Source organism: Methyloversatilis sp. S146-33 (assembly GCF_059552495.1).
This window is the reverse complement of record NZ_JCANOT010000031.1, coordinates 13,928-29,721: the sequence shown is the minus strand read 5'-3', so window position 1 is coordinate 29,721 and position 15,794 is coordinate 13,928. Positions and strand designations below refer to the sequence as shown.

Sequence of the window (15,794 nt, the reverse complement as noted above, 5' to 3'; positions counted from 1 at the left end):
CTCTCGATCAGCTTGCCAGCGGATCGACCTGTAGTTGTATCAACGCCGGCCCGTCACCGCCCAGTGCCCGCGTGAGTGCCGCCGGCAGCGTCGCCGGACTGTCCGCCTGTTCGATGCGCACGCCGAGCTGCTGCGCCATCCGGTCGTAGCGCAGGCCCTGGCGGTAGGCCAGCAGCCGCTCGCCGTGGCCGGCCGGAAAGGCCTTGTGCTGACGGCGTTCGCCGGACGGACCGTCGTTGTTCAGCAGTATGACGACGAGCTTGATTCCGTGCCGCACCGCCGTTTCGAGTTCGAAGAAATTGAGACCCAGTGCCATGTCGCCGGTGACCAGCACGACCGGCCGGCCATTGCCCGCACGCGCGGCGGCGATGGCGAACGGCAGGCCGCTGCCCATGCAGCCGCTGGTGCCCGGCGTCAGCCGCGACAGCGGCTGGCGGACGACGATGTGTTTCTGTGCCGCCAGCAGCGTCACGTTGCCGTCGAGCACGGTGATCGCGTCGGCGGGCAGTGTGGCGACCAGTGCCGCAGCGACCTCGTCCGGCGTCGGCCGGTCGGCGGCTGCGGCCGGCGGCGCTGCGATGACGCACTCCGTACTGTCGGGCGACGTCGCAGGAAGGGGCTGGCGCTGCCGGATCCGGTCGAGCAGGGACGGCAGCAGCGTGCCGGCGCGACCGGTCAGCGTCAGCGCGCGCGGTGGGCCCTCGGCGAAGGCGGCGTCGCAGCAGTCGATCTGCACGATGGGCGTGCCGGGACGGATTTCTGCGCCGTAGCGGAAGGTCCAGTTCAGCCGGGCGCCGACCAGCAGCACGCAGTCGGCGGCGGCCAGCGCGCGGCTCTGATCGGCAGTGCGCGAAAGCGGATGATCGTCCGGCAGCAGGCCGCGGCCCATCGGCGAAGCGACGAAGGGCAGTTGCAGATGGTCGACCAGCGCGCGCAGCGGGCGGTAGGCGTCGTCCCAGCGCACACCCTTGCCGAACACCAGCAGCGGTGCGCGCGCGCCGAGCAGCAGGTCGGCTGCGCGATCGAGGGCAGCGGTGTCTGGCGGTGTGCCCGCGGGTGGTGCGCCGATATCGACCGGCGCAGCGACGGCGAAGCCGCTCAGACTGTCCTCCGGCAGGTCGACATGGACGGCACCCGGGCGTCCGTCGCAGGCGATGCGGGCGGCGGCGGCCAGCGTGCGGCCGATGCCGGGGGTGCTGCCGGCGCGCAGACAGTCCTTGGCCAGCGGACGCATTGCGCGCATGCCGTCCAGTTCGGTGAAGGCACCCATGCCGGCGGCGGCCTGCTCGACTGCACCGGCAAGCAGCAGTACCGGCCAGCCGTTGTCCTGCGCGACCTGCACGCCGGTCATCGCATTGGTCACCGCGACGCCGCTGGACACCATGGCCACCGCGGCGAGGCGGCCGGCGATGTAGTTGTGGGCGGCGGCCATCATCACCGTCGCCTGCTGGTGACGGGCGCCGGTGACGGTCAGGCCGGCCCGTGAGCAGGCGCCGATCGTCTCGTCGATCGGCAGGCCGGGCATTGCGTACAGATGGGTGATGCCGAGTGCGGCCAGCGCCTGCGCGACCGCGTCGTGACCGCGCACGCGGCGCGCCTGCAACGCGTCGCGCAGGGCGTCCCGATGCGCCGGCGCGAGCGCGGCCAGGCGGTGGAGTACCGCGTCGGTCCGGCGCTTCCGATCAGACGGGGCGCGCATCCTGTTCGTCGCCGGTTGCGGGCAGTGGCGCCAGTTCGTCGAGGATGCGTTCGATCTCGGCAATCACCGACGGGTCCAGTGTCTGCCGCACTGCGTCGGCGAGGGTGGCGACCGTCGGGTGGCGGAACAGCAGCGCAGTCGGCAGATCGACCGGCAGTACCGACACGATGCGGGCGACCACCCGGGTGGCTTTCAGCGAGTCGCCGCCGAGCGCGAAGAAGTTGTCGTGCACGCCGATGTCGCCGCCCAGCACGTCCTGCCAGGACTGGACGAGGATGTCCTCGACCACGTCGCGCGGCGCGACGAAGTCCGGCGTGCGCAGCGCCTGCAGCCTTTCGGCCAGACCGATGCGCTGCACCTTGCCGGTCGGTCCCTTCGGAATTTCGGCCAGCAGCAGCACCTCGCTCGGTACCTTGAAGTCGGCCAGCCGGCCGAACAGGAATGCGCGCAGCGCTTCCGGCCCGATGGCGCTGCCCGGCCGCGGCACGACGGCGGCGGCGACGTCCTCGCCCAGCGTCGGGTGCGGCACCGCGAAGGCGACCGCCTGCGCGACGTCCGGGTGGGTCAGCAGCGCTTCGTCGATTTCGCGTGGCGTGATCTTCTCGCCGCCGCGGTTGATCATTTCCTTCAGCCGTCCGGTGATGTGCAGATAGCCGTCGGCATCGACATAGCCCTCGTCGCCGGTGCGGAACCAGCCCGCGGTGAAGGCGCTGCGGTTGGCCTCCGGATGGGCGTGGTAGGCACGCATCACGTTGGCGCCGCGGATGGCGATCTCGCCGCGCGCGCCGGCGGCCAGCGGCGCACCGGCGGCGTCGATGACGGCGATTTCCGGGCCGGCTGGCAGGCCGACCGAACCGGGCTTGCGCACGGCCGGTGGCAGCGGATTGCTGGCCATCTGGTGCGCCGCCTCGGTCATGCCGTAGGCCTCGATCACCGGACAGCCGAAGTGCGCTTCGAGTGCGGCCAGCGTGGGCGGCGCCAGCGCGGCCGACGACGAGCGCACGAAGCGCAGCGGGCGTTGCGGCCGGCGACCGTCGGCGGCAGCGAGCACGGCCTGGTGCATGGTTGGCACCGCCGAATACCAGGTGGCGCCGCAGGCATCGAGCCAGTCGAAGAAGTCGGGCAGGCGCAGTGCCGGTGCGCATACGGTGCGGCCGCCGGCGGCCAGCGGCGCCAGCAGGCCGGCGACCAGGCCGTGGATGTGGAACAGCGGCATCGCGTTCAGTGCGCAGTCGTCAGCGCCGAGCTGCAGCGCGGCGACGATGTGGGCCATCGACGCGGCGAGGTTGGCGTGGCTCAGCGGAACCTGCTTCGGACGCGAGGTGGTGCCCGAGGTGTGCAGCACCAGCGCGATGTCGTCGGACGCCGGTGTCGGCGGCAGCGGCGCGTCGCCGGTCGCCCACAGCGCTTCGCCCGCCTCGATCACCGGCAGACCGCGCTGCGCCGCGATCTCGCGCGCCAGCGCCGGGCTGTCGCCGGTGACGACCAGCGCACGTGCCGCGAGGTCGTCGAGGTAAAAGGCCAGTTCGGCCGGCCCGTACTGCGGATTGAGTGGTGCGCAGGCGGCGACGCGCATTGTGCCCAGCACCGCCAGCGCCATGTCGATGCCATTGGGCGCGAGCACCGCCACCCGGTCGGTCGGCGTGATGGCGAGCGCGCGGAGCCGCTGCGCCAGCAGGCGGGTGCGTCGGGCGAGCTCGGCGCGCGACAGGCTCCTGCCGTCGCTGCGCATCAGCGCCGCGCGGTCACCGGCATCGGCCGCCAGTGCCTCGATCAGCACTGCGACGGACGGCGGTCCAGCTTCGGTGGGTGATTCGGGCATCGTGGCCTCTCTCCTCGGTACGGCGTCGACGGACCTTCGCGCTCGTATCGCCGTGATGGTAGGGGTGTGCAGCGAATTGCCGAGTAAATATTTGGGAACCCGGCGTGGTCACCGATGCCGCGAGCGGTCAGTCGTGAGGTATTGCGCGGATCGGCGCGCCTTCGGGTACGCTGCGCGGCTTGTCGCACCGCCGTATCCACCATGAGCGCGCCCGCTTCCTCGACCCCGTCGCCCCGTGTGCTGTCCGTCATTCCGCCGATGACGCAGCTGAACACGCCCTATCCGTCCACCGCCTATCTGACCGGTTTCCTGCGCTCGCGCGGCGTCGATGCGGTGCAGGAGGATCTGGCGCTGACGCTGGTGCTGGACCTGCTGTCGCGCGAGGGTCTGGTGGCGCTGCGCGAGGCCTGCGACGCGCTGCCGCAGAAGAAGCGCCCGCGCGCCGCCGCCAGTTTCGCGGCGCAGCATTCGCGCTACGCGGCGACCATGGCGCCGGTGCTCGCTTTCCTGCAGGGGCGCGATCCGACGCTGGCGCACCGCATCGTGTCGCGCGGCTTTCTGCCCGAAGGGCCGCGCTTCGAATCGCTGGAGGCCTACATCGACCCGGACGGCGGCGATCCGCTGGCCTGGGCCTTCGGCGCACTGGGCGTGCAGGACCGTGCGCGCCATTTCGCGACGCTCTACCTGAACGACGTCGCCGATGCGATACGCGAAGCCGTCGACCCGCGCTTCGAATTCGTCCGCTACGCCGAATCGCTGGCGCAGAGCCAGCCCAGCTTCGACCCGCTGGCGCAGGCGCTGGCTGCAACGCCCACCCTGGTCGACCGCGCGCTCGACCGGCTGACGCGCGAAGCGCTGGCGCGCCACACGCCGCGCGTGGTGCTGCTGTCGGTGCCCTTTCCCGGCGCCGTGTACGCGGCCTTTCGCATCGCGCAAACGATACGGGCGGTCGATCCGTCCATCGTCACCGTGCTCGGCGGCGGCTTCGTCAACACCGAACTGCGCGAACTGGCCGAGCCGCGCGTGTTCGACTTCTTCGATTACGTGACGCTGGACGCCGGCGAGCGGCCGCTGCTGGCGCTGCTCGACCACCTCGCCGGTGGCCGCTCCCGACAGCGACTGGTGCGCACCTTCCTGCGTGAGGACGGTGTGGTGAAGTACGTGAACTTCGTCGAGCCGGACATTCCGTTCGACGAGGTCGGAACGCCGACCTGGGCCGGTCTGCCGCTGGACCGCTACCTGTCGCTGCTCGACATGCTCAATCCGATGCACCGGCTGTGGTCGGACGGGCGCTGGAACAAGCTCACGGTGGCGCACGGCTGCTACTGGAAGAAGTGCAGCTTCTGCGACGTGAGCCTCGACTACATTTCGCGCTACGACGCGGCGAGTGCGAGCACGCTGGTCGATCGCGTCGAAGCCATCGTCGCCGAGACCGGACAGAGCGGTTTCCATCTGGTCGACGAGGCGGCGCCGCCGAAGTCGCTGCGCGCCTTCGCCGCCGAACTGAAGCGGCGTGATGTGAGCATTTCGTGGTGGGGCAATATCCGCTTCGAGAAGTCGTTCACGCCGGAGCTGTGCCTGGAACTGGCCGACAGCGGCTGCATCGCCATTTCCGGCGGACTGGAAGTGGCGAGCGACCGGCTGCTGCAGCTGATGAAGAAGGGCGTGTCGGTCGAGCAGGTCGCGCGCGTCACGCGCGGCTTCGCCGACGCCGGCATCCTGGTGCACGCCTACCTGATGTACGGCTTTCCGACGCAGACCGTGCAGGACACGATCGATGCGCTGGAATACGTGCGCCAGCTGTTCGAGCACGGCTGCATCCAGAGCGGCTTCTTCCATCGCTTCGCCTGTACCGTGCATTCGCCGGTCGGCATGCACCCGGAGGACTACGGCGTGACGCTGCTGCCGCTGCCGCCGGTCACCTTCGCGAAAAACGACGTCGGCTTCATCGACCCGGTCGGTACCGACCACGACGCGATGGGCGCCGCGCTGAACAAGGCGCTGTACAACTACATGCACGGCATCGGCCTGGACGAGGACGTGCGCGCCTGGTTCGGCGGCCGCGTGCCGAAGACCCGCGTGCCGCGCCATTTCATCGAGCGCGCGCTGGCCGGCTGAGCCGGTGCGTCGGCATCTGGACGCGTTACGGCGTGCTGGGTATGCTGATTCACGACTGCCGGCCACGAGCCGGTCCGTCCATCTGCGTAACCGGAGCAAAGCCGTGTCATCCGCATCCTTCGCCACCATCCCCCTCAGTTCCCGTCTGCTGCGCACCATCCGTGACGTGGCCATCGACAACGCCCGCCAGCTGCTGCACGAAGCGCCGCTGCTGCTGCGTCACCATCACCACGCTCGTGCCGCACTGCTGGCCCGGGTGGCCATCGAGGAAGTGGGGCGCGCGGTTCAGGCTTTCGACGCGCTCGGCCGCAACGTGACGGACGAGGCGGTGGCGATGCGGGTCAAGCTGAATTTCGAGGACTACTCGAAACGCCTTAACGCGGCGGTGTTCCCGCTGCTGCTGGAAGAGCCGCAGCGGCGTGACGAGGTGATGGCGCAGATCGACGATTTGATCGAGGCCGGCCAGAACCCGCGCGATCCGGCGCTCTACACCGGCGTCGATTCACTGACCGGCCGCGTCACCACGCCCAATGGTTCGATCGGCCCGGCGGCGGCGTCACGGCGCGTCGCGCTGGCGAAGGACATCTTCGCGCGCGGCGAGATGCTGGTGCTGTTCACGCCGCCCAAGCTGCGCACCCGCGCCGAGGACCGCGCGTTCGCGCTGCGGCCGGGCGAACTGATCGCCGCCCGCCAGGGTGTCGAGGCGTGGGAGGTCTACATCGAGAACATCCGCGCCGGCGACGCGCGCTTCGATTCCGCGCTCGACGAGATGCGCCGCCGCACGACCGACGGCGAGCGCTGATCGCGCGCGTCAGCCTTCCGGCTTGTCGTCCCACAGCGAGGCGACGGCCGGCCCAGTCGCATTGAAACCGAGATGGCGATAGATGGCCGCGGTGGCGATGCGGCCGCGTGGCGTGCGCTGCAGATAGCCCTGCTGGATCAGATAGGGCTCCAGCACGTCCTCGATGGTGTCGCGCGATTCGCCGATGGCGGCGGCGAGGTTGTCTACGCCGACCGGGCCGCCGTCGAACTTGTCGATCACCGCTTCGAGCAGCTTGCGGTCCATCAGGTCGAGGCCGACGCTGTCCACGTCCAGCATGATCAGTGCGGCGTCGGCCACTTCGCGCGTGATCTCGCCGTTCGCCTTCACCTGCGCGTAGTCGCGGCAGCGGCGCAGCAGGCGGTTGGCGATGCGCGGCGTACCGCGCGAACGACGGGCGATTTCAAGGCTGCCGGCGTCGTCGATCGCGCAGTCGAGCAGGCGCGCCGAGCGACGCACGATGAGCGCCAGTTCGTCGGCCGAATAGAATTCCAGCCGGGCGACGATGCCGAAGCGGTCGCGCAGCGGATTGGTGAGCATGCCGGCGCGCGTGGTGGCGCCGACCAGCGTGAACGGCGGCAGGTCGAGCTTGATCGAGCGAGCGGCCGGGCCTTCGCCGATCATGATGTCGATCTGGAAATCCTCCAGCGCCGGGTAGAGGATTTCCTCCACGACCGGGCTCAGGCGGTGGATTTCGTCGATGAACAGCACGTCGTTCGGTTCGAGGTTGCTGAGTATTGCCGCCAGATCGCCGGCGCGCTCCAGCACCGGGCCCGAGGTCTGACGCAGATTGACGCCCATTTCCGCGGCGACGATGTGGGCCAGCGTGGTCTTGCCGAGGCCCGGCGGGCCGAACAGCAGCACGTGGTCCAGCGGTTCGCCGCGGCCGCGCGCGGCGGCGACGAAGATGTCGAGCTGGTCGCGTATCTTCTGCTGGCCGATGTATTCGTCGAGCCGCTTCGGCCGCAGTGCGCGCTCCAGCGCGTCCTCCTGCGGGCTGGCGGGCGCGGCCGATACGATGCGCGGGCCGCTGGGCAGGGAATCGGTCTGTATGGCCATGCGCTCACACCTCCGACGGGTCGATCCAGCGCCACTCGCCCGGCGCCAGATCGGCCGGCAGTTCCAGCCTGCCGACCGCGACCCGGTGCAGCGCCTCGCAGCGGTTGCCGGCGGCGGCCACCATGCGCTTGACCTGGTGGTACTTGCCTTCGCCTATCGTGATCGACAGGCGGTTCGCGTCGATCTGCTCGACCGCGTGCGCGGCCACCGATATGCCGGGCGCGTCGTTCAGTTCGACGCCGCCGCGCAGCGCGGCGAGCTGGGCGTCGTCGACCGGATGCTTGGTGGTCGCGACATAGCGCTTCAGCACGCCGTGCTTGGGCGAGGTGAGCTTGTGGATGAACTGGCCGTCGTCGGTCAGCAGCAAGAGGCCGGTGGTGTCCTCGTCGAGCCGGCCGACGCATTGCACCGCGCGCACCACCAGTGGCGAGGGCAGCAGCGTGAACACCGCCGGGTGGTGCTTGGGCTTCTGCGAGCACTCGTAGCCGGCCGGCTTGTGCAGCATCACGTAGGCCTTCTCGTGGTAGCGCCAGGGCTGGCCGTTCACGGTGAATTCCAGGCCCTCGGGGTCGAGTTCGACGAAGGGGTCGTCGATCATTTCACCGCCAACGGTGACGCGTTCGAGGCGCACCAGCGCGCGGCATTCGCGGCGGGTGCCGAAGCCCTGGCTCTGCAGGATGCGTTCGAGTTGCATATCAGTGGTTTCCGCCCACGTAGGGGTTGTACTTTCGTTCCTCGCCGAAGGTGGACATCGGGCCGTGGCCGGGGATGAAGCGGATGTCGTCACCGAGCGGGAACAGTTTTTCGCGGATGGAACGGATCAGGTCGCCGTGGTTGCCGCGCGGAAAGTCGGTGCGGCCGATCGAGCCGGCGAACAGCACGTCGCCGACCTGGGCCAGGCGGCCGGCGCGGTCGACGAACACCACGTGGCCCGGCGTGTGGCCGGGACAGTGCACCACGTCCAGCGTCACCTTGCCCACCGTCACGGTGTCGCCGTCGGCCAGCCAGCGGGTCGGCACGAAGGGGCGACAGGGCGGGAAACCGAACATCTGCGCCTGCACCGGGAAGCCGTCTATCCAGAACTTGTCGTCCGGGTGCGGCCCTTCGATCGGCAGATCGAACTGTTCCGCCAAGTCCTGTGTCGCGCCGGCGTGATCGAGGTGGCCGTGGGTGATCAGGATCTTTTCCAGCGAGATGCCGTGGCGCTTCACCTCGGCCAGCACGCGGTCGAGATCGCCGCCCGGGTCGACGACGGCGCCCTTCATCGTTTCGTCGCACCACAGCAGGGTGCAGTTCTGGGCGAACGGGGTGACCGGGATGATGGCGTGCTGGAGCATGGGCGAGGCAGTTGCGAGAAAGCGACATTGTACGTGGCGGCGGTGCGCCATCCGACACGGCGGCTTACAGCTCGGGCAGACAGAAACCGCGGCGGCAGGGTAGGCTGGACGCGACGGCATTCATTCCGAGGCAGCGCATCGTGATCGATCTTCATTTCTGGCCGACACCGAACGGTTACAAGGTATTGATGTTCCTCGAAGAAGCGAACGTCGAGCACCGCATCGTGCCGGTCAATATCGGTGCCGGCGAGCAGTTTCGCCCCGAATTCCTGGCCATCTCGCCGAACAACCGAATGCCCGCAATCGTCGATCACGCATCGGCCGACGGCGGGGCGCCGCTGTCGGTGTTCGAGTCCGGCGCCATCCTGCTTTATCTCGCGGAAAAGACGGGCAAGTTCCTGCCGGCCGATCTGCGTGCCCGGGTGCAGGCGCTCGAATGGCTGTTCTGGCAAGTCGGTGGCCTCGGGCCGATGGCCGGGCAGAATCACCATTTCGTCCAGTACGCGCCGGAGGCGATCGCCTACGCAATCAAGCGCTACGTCGACGAAACCGGCCGCCTGTATGGCGTGCTGAACAAGCATCTGGCGGACCGCGCCTTCATCGCCGGCGACGACTACACGATCGCCGACATGGCGAGCTACCCGTGGGTGGTGCCGCACAAGCGCCAGCAGATGGACCTGGACGATTTTCCGCACCTGAAGCGCTGGTTCGAATCGATACGTGCCCGCACCGCCACCGTGCGCGCGTACGAGCGCGGCGCCCAGGTCAGCGACAAGCCGGTCGTGGACGAGCAGTCGCGCAAGCTGCTGTTCGGCCAGAACGCCGATACGGTGGCGAAGCAATGAGGCTGTGCTAGGCTGCAAAAGCCGTTCTCACCCTCGTCAGTGTTCCTTCGGGAGAAAGACAATGAGCACCGAAAAGCTGATCCACGACGCCGCCGACCAGTGCGACTGGGACCCCGACATGGTGGTCAGCGTACTCGCCGATTTCATCGACGAGTTCTGTGACCCGGACGATTTCAAGGCCTTCCTCGAAGCCCGCGTCGCCGAAGAGGCGGACGACGAGTACGAGGAAGACGAAGAGGACGAGGTCGCGAACGACGACGACTACTGAGTCGTTGCCGACGGGCTTCGTTGCAAAGAATCCTTTGGGCGTGGTCTTCCCGCGACGGCGCCCGTCATCATCGACAGCGCAGGTCTATCCGCACTGTCGCGGTCAGAGAACCGCTCCGCTGCCGGCAGCGGGGCCTCTGAATATCGAAGCTCCGCCCTTCAGTCGCGCTCAGCGCTCGAAATCTCCATCGACGTAGTACCAGCGGCCGTCCTCCCGCACGAAACGGCTGTTTTCGTGCAGGCGGTGCGCCCGTCCGCCCAGCTTGCTGCGGGCGACGAATTCGACCGTGCCGTGATCGGCGTCCTGCAACGCGCTGCGCTTCACCTCCAGCCCGAGCCATTTCAGGCCCGGCTCAGGCGGCGGCAGCGCAGCAGGGCGCGTCGTCGGGTGCCAGGTGGCCAGCAGGTAGTCGCGCAGATCGAGTACGAAGGCGCTGTAGCGGGAACGCATCAGCGCCTCCGGCGTCGGTGCCGGTTCGCCGGCATGGAAGCGCGCGCAGCAGGCGTCCGCCGCGCGGCCGCTGCCGCACACGCAGACCGACATCAGTAACGGCTGACCCGCGTATTGCCGCTGGAGCCGACCAGTTTCACGCGGTCGCCCGGGTTGAACTTCTCGTCGCCTTCCTGCACCACGGCGATCACGTTGCCGCTGTCCAGACGTATCGTGATTTCCTGACCGGAACGGCGGGTCGCGCCTTCCTCGATCAATGCACCGGCGACGCCGCCGACCACTGCGCCGGCGATGGCGCCTGCGGTCGAACCGCGTCCACCGGCCAGGCCGCCGATGGCGGCACCGCTGGCGGTACCGACGTGCGACTTGGTGCCCTCGATGGTGACCGCGCGCACGGCTTCGACCGTACCCATGCGTACCGACATTTCGCGCCGCGCTTGATCGCGCGAATACGTGTCACCGGACAGGCTGGACTGGCAGCCGGCCAGCACCAGTCCGGCCGTCATCAGCGCGGCAAGCGCCAAGCGATTCATTTCATCTCTCCGTCGGATCGCTGCCGGCACGATGCCGGCAAACCACCTCATTTAACGCGCCGGCAATGAACCGGCGATGCTGCAATCGTGAGCAGTTGTTTCCGTGCTCCGGGTCAGAAATCGAGCGAGCTGCCATAGGTGGCACGGAAGCGGCGCTCGATCTCGGTACGCGTCGGCGCGTGGTTCTGACCGCCGCGGCTGGCGATCTTGATCGCCCCCATCACCGATGCCAGGCGGGCCGACGACACGACATCCGCGCCGCGCGACAGACCGTACAGCAGACCGCCGCGATAGGCGTCGCCGCAGCCGGTCGGGTCGAGCAACGCGTCAGCCGGTACGCAGGCCACTTCGGTCACCGTGCCGCCGTGATAGACGCGCGAACCTTCGCCGCCGCGGGTCACGATCAGCGCGTCGACGCGCTCGGCGATCTGCGCTTCGCTGAGGCCGGTGCGGTCGCACAGCATGCGCGCCTCGTAATCATTGACCGTGCACCAGGTCGCCAGTTCGAGGAAGTGCAGCAGGTCGTCGCCGTTGAACATCGGCATGCCCTGACCCGGATCGAACACGAAGGGGATGCCGGCGTCGGCGAACTGCTGCGCGTGCGTCACCATGCCGTCGCGGCCGTCCGGGGCGACGATGCCCAGTTTCACGCCCTGTGCGTCGCCGACCCGGTTCTCGTGCGAAAAGCTCATCGCGCCCGGATGGAAGGCGGTGATCTGGTTGTCGTCGAGGTCGGTGGTGATGAAGCACTGCGCGGTGAAGGCGTCATCGACGCGGCGCACGTGGGTGACCGGGATGCCGAGCGCGGCGAAGCGCTCGAAATAGGGGCCGGCGTCCTGACCGACGGTGGCCATCATCAGCGGTTCGCCGCCCAGCAGCTTCAGGTTGTAGGCGATGTTGCCGGCGCAGCCGCCGAATTCGCGCCGCATGTCCGGCACCAGGAAGGACACGTTCAGGATGTGGATCTGGTCCGGCAGGATGTGGTGCTTGAAGCGGTCCGGAAAGACCATGATGTTGTCGTAGGCGATGGAGCCGCAGATGAGGACGGACATGGAGGGCGTGCCGGTAGCGGGAAAACCGCGAGTATACGGCGCATCGAGCGGCACCGGCAGGCCTTCAGAAGGCGTCGTCGCGTGCCCGGCGCAGCGTTTCGGCGCTGCTGACAGCGTTGCGCAGCCGGCGGGCGAAGGTGTCCGCCACGCGGTTCCAGTCCAGCTGCTCGACGCTGCGTCGCGCACCGGTCGCCATCGCGGCGCGCAGCGTGTCGTCGCGGCCGGCGCGCAAGGTCTGTTCGATGAAGGTCGCTTCGTCGCCCGGCGGCGCCAGCAGGCCATTGCGGCCGGGTTCTATCAGTTCGGCCGCGGCCGCCTGGGCGTAGCTCACCACCGGCAGGCCGCTGGCCAGTGCTTCGGTCAGCACGTTGCCGAAGGTTTCGGTCAGGCTGCCGAACAGGAACAGGTCGGCGCTGGCGTAGTGAGTGGCCAGATCCTCGCCGCTGCGCATGCCGGCGAACAGGTGGTGCGGATACTGCTGCGCCAGCGTTTCGCGCGCCGGTCCGTCGCCGACCCACAGCATGCGTGCGTCCGGCCGCTCGCGGCGCAGCGCTTCGAAGGCGCGGGCGACCAGATCGAGGTTCTTTTCCGGTGCCAGGCGGCTGACGAAGGCCACAACCAGATCGTCCGGCGCGGCGCCCCACGCTGCGCGCAGCGCCTCGCTGCGACGCGACGGCGAGAACAGCGCGGTGTCGACGCCGCGCGACACGACTTCGATATTGCGGTAGCCGCAGTCGGTCAGCTGCGCCTGCAGCGCCTGCGTCGGCACGAAGGTGGCGTGACCGAGGTTGTGGAAGCGGCGCAGGTAGGCGGCGATCGGCCGTTTCAGCCAGCGGATGCCGTAGTGCGCGCTGTAGGCGTCGAAGTTGGTGCGGAAGTCGCTGGTCACCGGCAGCTTGAGCTTGCGCGCCGCCGCCATCGCCGACCAGCCGAGCGGGCCTTCGGTGACCAGGTGCACGAGGTCGGGTCGCTCCAGCGTCCATAGCCGGGCCAGCTTCTGCTTGGCCGGCAGGCCGACGCGCAGGCTGCCGTACTTCGGAATCGGTACGCCGCGCGCCAGCACCTCGCGCAGCGGGCCGTCGCGCAGCGGCGCGTCGGTCGCGTGCTGCTTCGGCCGGATCAGCTGCACCCGGTGGCCGCGCGCAAGCAGGCCGTCCACCATGCGCTTCAGGCTCATCGCAACGCCATTGACCTCGGGCGGCCAGGTCTCGGTCACGACGGCAATGCGCAATGCCTCGTCCGCCGCCTGCAGGCGTTCGACGGTGAAGGCGATGTCGGTGCGGGGATCGTCGCGACGCATATGCACAGTGTCATCGCCGCCCAATGCAGGCCGGTGACGGGGTGGTGACAGCGGCGTGACAGTGGCCGCGCGAGCCGAGCGGATGAAATGCGGAGCGGCTGCCACTACACTGCGCGCTTCGACTCATCCTTCGTGCGCACATGTTTCCGTCCGTTCTGCGTGCCGGCCGTGTGACGGCCTGCCTGCTGGCGCTGTGCTCGGCGCCGTTTTGTGCGGCCGCCTTGACACCGGTCGAGCCGGCGGCGCTGCCTCAGGGCGACGCGAACCTTGCGGCACGGCTCGCGTCTTACGCCGGTCGTCCGGTGCTGGTGAATTTCTGGGCGTCGTGGTGCGAACCCTGTCGCGAGGAAATGCCGGCGCTGCAGGCGCTCGCCGACAGGGGTGTCGTTGTGCTGATCATCGCCGTCGCCGACCGCGACGCCGATGCCCGCCGCTTCCTCGATCAGGCGGGCGTCGCGCTGCCGCTGCTGTTCGATCGCGAGCAGCGCATCAGCAAGGCTTGGGGTGTGCGCCTGCTGCCCTACACCGTGGTGCTCGACGGCCGGCATCGCGTGGTGGCGCGGGCGCAGGGCGTGGTCGACTGGAATGCATCGGCGGTGCGCGAACAACTGCAGCGCCTGATGCGCTGATTGAATTTCGTCTGGAGAATGTCCATGGATCGTCGTCGTTTCATTCACGCCAGTGCGCTGGCCGGCCTGTCGGCCTCACTGCCCGGCGCGTTGCGCGCCGCCCCGGCCGGCTTCGATCCGTCGCCGGCGAGTGGTTGGCGCTCCTACGAGGTGGTGACCCGGGTGACGCCGGTGGCCAGCGATCAGGCGGTAACGGTGTGGATTCCGCTGCCGTCGCTGAACAACGACGACTGGATCCGCACGCTGGGCAACGAATGGAGCGGCAACGCCGCGCGCGCCGGTGTAGCCGAGGACACGGTCTATGGCGCACGCATGCTGGTCGCGCAGTGGAGCGCCGGGCAGGCGGCCCCGGAGATCGAGGTGGTCAGCCGCTTCGCCACCCGCGACCGCGCGATCGACTTCGCTGCGCCGAGCGCGGTACCGCCGCTCGACGCGGCCGAGCGGCGCCTGTTCACGCAGCCGACCGAACTGCTGCCGACCGACGGCATCGTGCTCGACACCGCGCAGAAGGCGACGCGCGGCGCGAAGACCGACACCGACCGCGCCCGTGCGCTGTACGAGTGGATCTGCGACAACACGGAGCGCAACCCGAAGACGCGCGGCTGTGGACTGGGCGACATCCGCAGCATGCTGGAAAGCGGCAACTTGTCGGGCAAGTGCGCCGACCTGAATGCGTTGTTCGTCGGCCTTGCCCGCTCGGTCGGACTGCCGGCGCGCGACGTCTATGGCATCCGCGTGGCCGATTCGAAGTTCGGCTACAAGAGCCTGGGCAAGAGCGGCGACATCACGAAGGCGCAGCACTGCCGCGCCGAGGTGTGGCTGGCCGGCTACGGCTGGGTGCCGGTCGATCCGGCCGACGTGCGGAAGGTGGTGCTGGAAGAGCGTCCGGGGCTGACGCTGAAGGACGACGTCGTCGTTGCCGCGCGGAAGAAGCTTTTCGGCGCGTGGGAAATGAACTGGCTGGCCTACAACGTCGCTCACGACATCGCACTGCCTGGGTCGAACGGCGCCGCCGTGCCCTTCCTGATGTATCCGCAGGGCGAAACCGCTGCCGGTCGCCTTGACAGCCTCGACCCGGCCGGTTTCAGCTACACCATCACTTCAAGGGAAGTCGTCGCCTGAGCTGAAAGGTGCTGGTCAGGGGCGCTCCAGCCCCTGACCCCTGGTCTCTAGCCCCTGCTCCTGAAACACTCACTCATGCCCGGCTTCCGGGTAGATCGTGATCGACAGGAAGCGGATGGGCACCTTGGTCAGCTTTTCCGGGCCGTGCGGCACGTTGCCGTCGAAGGTGAGCGCGTCGCCCGGCTGCAGGTCGTACACCGTCTTGCCGTGCCGGTACTCGATGCGGCCCTCCAGCATGTAGATGAACTCCGTGCCCGGGTGTTCGAACACCGGGAAGGTTTCGCTTTCCTGCTCGATCGTGATCAGGAAGGGCTCGAACAGCTTGGTCGGGCCCTGGTGGTAGGACAGCAGGTGGTAGGTGTGACCGCTGCGTGTGCCGCGGCGGGCCACTTCCATGCTCTCGCCGGCCTTGATCAGCTGCGCGCCGCCGCCCTCCGTCTCGTAGTTCTTGAACAGCGCCGACAGCGACACGCCGAGCGCGCGCGCGATGCGTGACAGCGCGTCGAGGCTGGTCGCGGTCTGGCCGTTCTCGATGCGCGACAGCATGCCGCGGCTGATGTCGGCGCGCTCCGAAATATCGGCAATCGTCAGGCCGTGCGCCCGGCGCAGCTCCCGGATGGTGTTTCCGAGGTAGCGCTCCAGCTCCCCTTCCATGACGCCGTCTTGTGTACTCATTGCTTTTCCGCCTCCAGACTGGGCCTCTACCTGTCCCTTGTGACCGTTATCTTACACGCGGGGTT

General features: G+C 68.7%; 16 protein-coding genes. 6 read left to right on the top strand and 10 right to left on the bottom strand.

Annotated elements, in window-relative coordinates:
* Nucleotides 1-7 precede the first annotated feature (7 nt).
* Entirely contained in the window at nt 8-1,699 is a 1,692-nt protein-coding gene (locus AC51BJ_RS12605) for a thiamine pyrophosphate-binding protein (RefSeq protein ID WP_496280441.1), read from the bottom strand.
* Nucleotides 1,683-3,521, bottom strand: a complete 1,839-nt coding sequence (locus tag AC51BJ_RS12600) for a non-ribosomal peptide synthetase (protein WP_496280440.1) — start codon at nt 3,519-3,521, stop codon at nt 1,683-1,685. The genes AC51BJ_RS12605 and AC51BJ_RS12600 overlap by 17 nt, the downstream gene beginning before the upstream one ends.
* Nucleotides 3,522-3,758: 237 nt before the next feature.
* On the opposite strand from AC51BJ_RS12600, the gene AC51BJ_RS12595 reads away from it, so the two are divergent.
* On the top strand, nt 3,759-5,639 hold the full coding sequence (locus AC51BJ_RS12595; protein ID WP_496280485.1) for a B12-binding domain-containing radical SAM protein: 1,881 nt from the start codon (nt 3,759-3,761) through the stop codon (nt 5,637-5,639).
* Nucleotides 5,640-5,742: 103 nt separating this feature from the next.
* A complete protein-coding gene (locus tag AC51BJ_RS12590; protein ID WP_496280439.1) occupies nt 5,743-6,441 on the top strand; it encodes an AbiV family abortive infection protein in 699 nt (232 codons plus the stop codon).
* A 9-nt stretch (nt 6,442-6,450) separates the two neighbouring features.
* Here the strand turns inward: AC51BJ_RS12590 and ruvB are convergent, their stop codons facing one another.
* From ruvB to AC51BJ_RS12575, 3 genes are read right to left on the bottom strand one after another with little or no spacing between them, the layout of a single operon-like run.
* On the bottom strand, nt 6,451-7,518 hold the full coding sequence (ruvB, locus tag AC51BJ_RS12585; RefSeq protein ID WP_430432592.1) for a Holliday junction branch migration DNA helicase RuvB: 1,068 nt from the start codon (nt 7,516-7,518) through the stop codon (nt 6,451-6,453).
* A 4-nt stretch (nt 7,519-7,522) separates the two neighbouring features.
* A complete protein-coding gene (locus tag AC51BJ_RS12580) occupies nt 7,523-8,212 on the bottom strand; it encodes a pseudouridine synthase (protein ID WP_496280438.1) in 690 nt (229 codons plus the stop codon).
* Nucleotide 8,213: 1 nt separating this feature from the next.
* A complete protein-coding gene (locus AC51BJ_RS12575; RefSeq protein WP_430432594.1) occupies nt 8,214-8,855 on the bottom strand; it encodes an MBL fold metallo-hydrolase in 642 nt (213 codons plus the stop codon).
* 140 nt (nt 8,856-8,995) lie between these two features.
* Between AC51BJ_RS12575 and AC51BJ_RS12570 the strand changes: the two genes are divergently transcribed.
* Nucleotides 8,996-9,700 (top strand): glutathione binding-like protein, encoded by a 705-nt coding sequence (locus tag AC51BJ_RS12570; protein ID WP_496280437.1) that lies wholly within the window; start codon nt 8,996-8,998, stop codon nt 9,698-9,700.
* Nucleotides 9,701-9,761: 61 nt separating this feature from the next.
* Nucleotides 9,762-9,968, top strand: a complete 207-nt coding sequence (locus AC51BJ_RS12565) for a hypothetical protein (RefSeq protein WP_019915645.1) — start codon at nt 9,762-9,764, stop codon at nt 9,966-9,968.
* Between the two features lie 168 nt (nt 9,969-10,136).
* On the opposite strand, the gene AC51BJ_RS12560 is transcribed toward AC51BJ_RS12565, so the two are convergent.
* From AC51BJ_RS12560 to AC51BJ_RS12545, 4 genes are all read right to left on the bottom strand, one after another.
* Nucleotides 10,137-10,511, bottom strand: a complete 375-nt coding sequence (locus tag AC51BJ_RS12560; RefSeq protein WP_496280436.1) for a YchJ family protein — start codon at nt 10,509-10,511, stop codon at nt 10,137-10,139.
* The gene (locus AC51BJ_RS12555; RefSeq protein WP_425763595.1) at nt 10,511-10,951 is read right to left on the bottom strand and encodes an outer membrane lipoprotein; all 441 of its coding nucleotides are present in this window, start codon (nt 10,949-10,951) and stop codon (nt 10,511-10,513) included. The genes AC51BJ_RS12560 and AC51BJ_RS12555 overlap by 1 nt, the downstream gene beginning before the upstream one ends.
* A gap of 113 nt (nt 10,952-11,064) precedes the next feature.
* Nucleotides 11,065-12,003 carry a carbohydrate kinase family protein gene (locus tag AC51BJ_RS12550; RefSeq protein WP_430432596.1) on the bottom strand — a complete coding sequence of 313 codons (939 nt, stop codon included), beginning with the start codon at nt 12,001-12,003 and terminating at the stop codon, nt 11,065-11,067.
* 64 nt (nt 12,004-12,067) lie between these two features.
* Nucleotides 12,068-13,303, bottom strand: coding sequence for a glycosyltransferase family 4 protein (locus AC51BJ_RS12545; RefSeq protein ID WP_496280435.1), 1,236 nt, complete (start codon nt 13,301-13,303; stop codon nt 12,068-12,070).
* A gap of 140 nt (nt 13,304-13,443) precedes the next feature.
* Here AC51BJ_RS12545 and AC51BJ_RS12540 point away from each other — a divergent pair, with 140 nt between their 5' ends.
* Both AC51BJ_RS12540 and AC51BJ_RS12535 read left to right on the top strand, forming a co-directional pair.
* A complete protein-coding gene (locus AC51BJ_RS12540) occupies nt 13,444-13,932 on the top strand; it encodes a TlpA family protein disulfide reductase (RefSeq protein WP_496280434.1) in 489 nt (162 codons plus the stop codon).
* A gap of 24 nt (nt 13,933-13,956) precedes the next feature.
* On the top strand, nt 13,957-15,054 hold the full coding sequence (locus tag AC51BJ_RS12535) for a transglutaminase-like domain-containing protein (protein ID WP_496280433.1): 1,098 nt from the start codon (nt 13,957-13,959) through the stop codon (nt 15,052-15,054).
* A 69-nt stretch (nt 15,055-15,123) separates the two neighbouring features.
* Here the strand turns inward: AC51BJ_RS12535 and AC51BJ_RS12530 are convergent, their stop codons facing one another.
* Nucleotides 15,124-15,708, bottom strand: coding sequence for a helix-turn-helix domain-containing protein (locus AC51BJ_RS12530; RefSeq protein ID WP_019915631.1), 585 nt, complete (start codon nt 15,706-15,708; stop codon nt 15,124-15,126).
* Nucleotides 15,709-15,794 lie beyond the last annotated feature (86 nt).